The 3,202-nt window shown below is 65.4% G+C and carries 1 protein-coding gene and 5 pseudogenes; all 6 read right to left on the reverse strand.

Going from position 1 to position 3,202, the window contains the following annotated elements:
• Positions 1-677 (reverse strand): AMP-binding protein (locus ASE07_RS30135; RefSeq protein WP_235548614.1); only part of this gene is annotated, 677 nt, incomplete at both ends.
• 1 nt (position 678) lies between these two features.
• Positions 679-1,888: pseudogene (locus ASE07_RS30980) on the reverse strand (condensation domain-containing protein); the annotation flags it as partial.
• A gap of 1 nt (position 1,889) precedes the next feature.
• Positions 1,890-2,111 (reverse strand): annotated as a pseudogene (locus tag ASE07_RS30145) (condensation domain-containing protein); the annotation flags it as partial.
• 16 nt (positions 2,112-2,127) lie between these two features.
• A pseudogene (locus ASE07_RS30150) lies at positions 2,128-2,423 on the reverse strand (condensation domain-containing protein); the annotation flags it as partial.
• Between the two features lie 46 nt (positions 2,424-2,469).
• Positions 2,470-2,654, reverse strand: a pseudogene (locus ASE07_RS30155) (condensation domain-containing protein); the annotation flags it as partial.
• A gap of 187 nt (positions 2,655-2,841) precedes the next feature.
• Positions 2,842-3,202, reverse strand: a pseudogene (locus tag ASE07_RS30160) (phosphopantetheine-binding protein); the annotation flags it as partial.

Genomic DNA, 3,202 nt, shown 5'->3' on the forward strand with positions numbered 1-3,202 from the left:
TAGGTCACATGCACCGTGGTTTCGGTGATGCCGTACATGTTGACCAGTTGCGTGCCGTGGTTGCCTTGCCGTGCATACCACGGCCGCAGCATCGCCACTTCCAGTGCTTCACCACCAAAAACCACCAGCCGCAGCTTGTGCTGTTCGACACTGCGCTCCTGGGCGGCGATCAGTTGACGGAACGCGCTCGGTGTCTGGTTCARTACCGTCACCCCTTCRCGGCACAACAGTTCCGCGAATGCGTCTGGTGCACGCACCGTYKCCTGCGGCACCACCACCAGCCGACCGCCGTAGGCAAGCGCACCCCACAATTCCCATACCGAGAAGTCGAACGCGAACGAGTGGAACAGCGTCCAGACATCCTGCCGATCRAARCCAAACCAGCCATCGGTGGCATTGAGCAGGCGTGCGACGTTGCGGTGCTCGACCATCACCCCCTTCGGTGTGCCGGTCGAACCGGAGGTGTAGATCACGTASGCCAGATGTGCCGGTGTGACGCCGGTCGCCTCGGTGGCGAGGTCGCTGGCGTCTTCATCCATCCATCCGGCATGCTCGTCTATCTCGACCAGGATTGCGGGRCAGGTCTGCAGCGTGCTGCGCAGTGCCGGATCGAGCGTGTCGTGCGTGAGCAATGCCACCGGGGCGCTGTCTTCCAGCATGAAGGCAAGCCGTTCGGCNCAGGTCTGCAGCGTGCTGCGCAGTGCCGGATCGAGCGTGTCGTGCGTGAGCAATGCCACCGGGGCGCTGTCTTCCAGCATGAAGGCAAGCCGTTCGGCCGGATAGGCCGGGTCCAGCGGCACATAGGCGCCGCCAGCCTTCAACACCGCCAGGATCGCGACCACCATGTCGATGCTGCGTTCCATGCAAATCGCCACCCGCGCATCGGGYMCCACGCCCAGYGTGCGCAGATGACGCGCCAAGCGGTTGGCGCGGCCGTTGAGTTCGCCGTAGCTCAGCTGCTGGCCTTCATGCGTGAGTGCGATTGCCTGCGGCTGAGCGGCGGCTTGCTGTTCGAACAGCGCGTGCAGGCAGGTATCTGCAGGATAGGCATCGGTCGTATTCCAGTCAACCAGCAAGCGCCTACGTTCCTGCTCGTCCAGCAGCGGCAGCCGCGCAACCTGCAGGCTGTCRTTGTCCACCATCGCCGTCAACGCCCGCTGCAGGTAACCCAGCATGCGTTCGATGCTGGCACGCTCGAACAAGGCCGTCGCATATTCCAGCACGCCGGCAATGGTGTCGCCGTCTTCGCCCAGGTTCAGCGTCAGGTCAAACTTGGCAGTGCTGCCCTGCACTCCGTACGGCATGCAATCCATGCCGGGCAGCTCCAGTCGGCCGGCGTCGTTGTTCTGCCAGGCGAACATCACCTGGAACAGCGGACTGTGCGCCAGGCTGCGCTCGGGCTTGACCAGCTCGACTACCTGCTCGAACGGCAGGTCCTGGTGCTGCTGTGCTGCCAGTGCCTGTTGCTTCACYTGCTGCAGCAACTCCCCRACAGCCGGCTGGCCAGATAGGTCGATACGCAACGCCAGCGTGTTGAGGAACAGGCCCATCAGCGGCTCGACCTCGGCACGCGTGCGTCCGGCCACCGGGGTGCCGATCACCAGGTCATCCTGTCCGGACAGGCGTGCCAGTACGCCGGCCCAGCCAGCCAGAATGGTCATGAACAGCGTGGTGCCGTGGCGTGCGCTCAGGTCCTTCAGGCCTTGCGTGAGCGCGGCGTCGAACTGCACCGGCACGGTGGCGCCGTCCAGGCTTTGCACCGTGCCGCGTGCATGGTCGGTCGGCAGTTCCAGCAGCGCCGGTGCCCCGGCCAGCGTCTGCTGCCAGTACGCGCTCTGCGCCTGCAGCACCTCGCCATCGATCCAGCGTCGCTGCCAGGCCGCATAGTNCAGCAGCGCCGGTGCCCCGGCCAGCGTCTGCTGCCAGTACGCGCTCTGCGCCTGCAGCACCTCGCCATCGATCCAGCGTCGCTGCCAGGCCGCATAGTCGGCGTACTGGATCGCCAGTGGCGGCAGAGGATCGTTGCGTCCTTCGCAATACGCGTTGTACAGCGCGCTGAACTCGTTGACCAGAATGCCCTGCGACCAGCCGTCGGAGACGATGTGGTGCATCGTCACCAGCAGTACNCCTTCGCAATACGCGTTGTACAGCGCGCTGAACTCGTTGACCAGAATGCCCTGCGACCAGCCGTCGGAGACGATGTGGTGCATCGTCACCAGCAGTACGTGCTCGTCGTCGGCGAGCCGGATCAGTTGCCCGCGCACCAGCGGGCCGGTGGCCAGGTCGAACGGTGCGGCAGCTTCAGCCTCGGCCAGTTCGTCGAGTTTGGCTTCGGCGTCATTCTGGTTGCGCAGGTCGTGTTCCTGCAATGCAAAGCCAGTGTCAGCGGCGATGCGCTGCACCGGCTGGCCTTGTTCCAGCACGAAGGTCGTTCGCARGGCTTCGTGGCGGGCGACGATGCGGTCCAGNAATGCAAAGCCAGTGTCAGCGGCGATGCGCTGCACCGGCTGGCCTTGTTCCAGCACGAAGGTCGTTCGCARGGCTTCGTGGCGGGCGACGATGCGGTCCAGYGCCTGCCGCAGGGCAGTACGGTCGAGCGTGCCCTGCATGCGCAGCCCGAGCGGGATGTGRTAMGCCTGGCTGACGCCTTCCATCTGCGACAGGAACCACAGCCGTTGCTGTGCGAACGACAGCGGCAGCGGACCCTCGCGCGACGCCAGCGTGATGGCTGGCAGTTCGCTTTGCGCGGCCTGGCCGACGGCTGTCGCCAGCGCCGACAGGCTGGTATGGGTGAACAGTTCGGTCACGCCCAGTTCCACACCCAGCACCTGGCGCACGCGNTTGCGCGGCCTGGCCGACGGCTGTCGCCAGCGCCGACAGGCTGGTATGGGTGAACAGTTCGGTCACGCCCAGTTCCACACCCAGCACCTGGCGCACGCGKGATGCGACCTTGACTGCCAGCAGCGAGTGGCCRCCGAGRGTGAAGAAGTTGTCGTGACGACCGACCTGCTCAACGCCCAGCACTTCGGCCCAGATCGCCGCCAGTGCGGTTTCGACTTCGCCTTGCGGCGCTTCATACGCATGGCTCGCGTAGGCATCGCCTTCCGGTGCCGGCAACGTCTTGCGGTCGAGCTTGCCATTCGGTGTCAGCGGCAGGGTGTCGAGCTGCACGTACGCGGCCGGCACCATGTACTCGGGCAGC

The sequence above is a fragment of the Noviherbaspirillum sp. Root189 genome, assembly GCF_001428545.1.
GTDB lineage: Bacteria > Pseudomonadota > Gammaproteobacteria > Burkholderiales > Burkholderiaceae_D > Noviherbaspirillum.